This window comes from Xenorhabdus santafensis (assembly GCF_033949405.1).
Taxonomy (GTDB): Bacteria; Pseudomonadota; Gammaproteobacteria; order Enterobacterales; family Enterobacteriaceae; genus Xenorhabdus; species Xenorhabdus santafensis.
The window spans coordinates 1-349 of sequence record NZ_VCDN01000102.1; the positions used below are offsets into that span (position 1 = coordinate 1).

Sequence of the window (349 nt, forward strand, 5' to 3'; positions counted from 1 at the left end):
GCCCCCGGAGGCGCTCTGACGACGGTCAAGTCCCAGCGTCACCAGTGGGATGGGGGTGTAATTCACACCGAGGGTAAAGGCGGCCGGATTTTTCTGCCGCTGTTTTTCACTCAGCAACCCGACTTCGTTACCGAAATATTGTTCGTAAGTCAGTTTACCGCCCAACTGAGGATAGGTTGGTACATAGCCCTCTGCCCGCAGGTCAAAGCCGTTGGCCGGGCGTTCTTCATAATCGGTCAGTTTTTTGCCGTCTTTCCAGCCACTGGCACGGAAATAGCCGTTGGCCGCGAACTTCATAAAGTCACGGGCGTATTCCGCCCCGATACCAAAACGGGTATGGTCGCGGGTA

Annotated in this window: 1 protein-coding gene; it reads right to left on the reverse strand. The window is 55.9% G+C overall.

The genetic code is table 11. The features are described 5' to 3' along the window. On the reverse strand, nt 1-349 hold a 349-nt coding region (locus tag FE392_RS18150; protein WP_319931571.1), incomplete at both ends, for an inverse autotransporter beta domain-containing protein.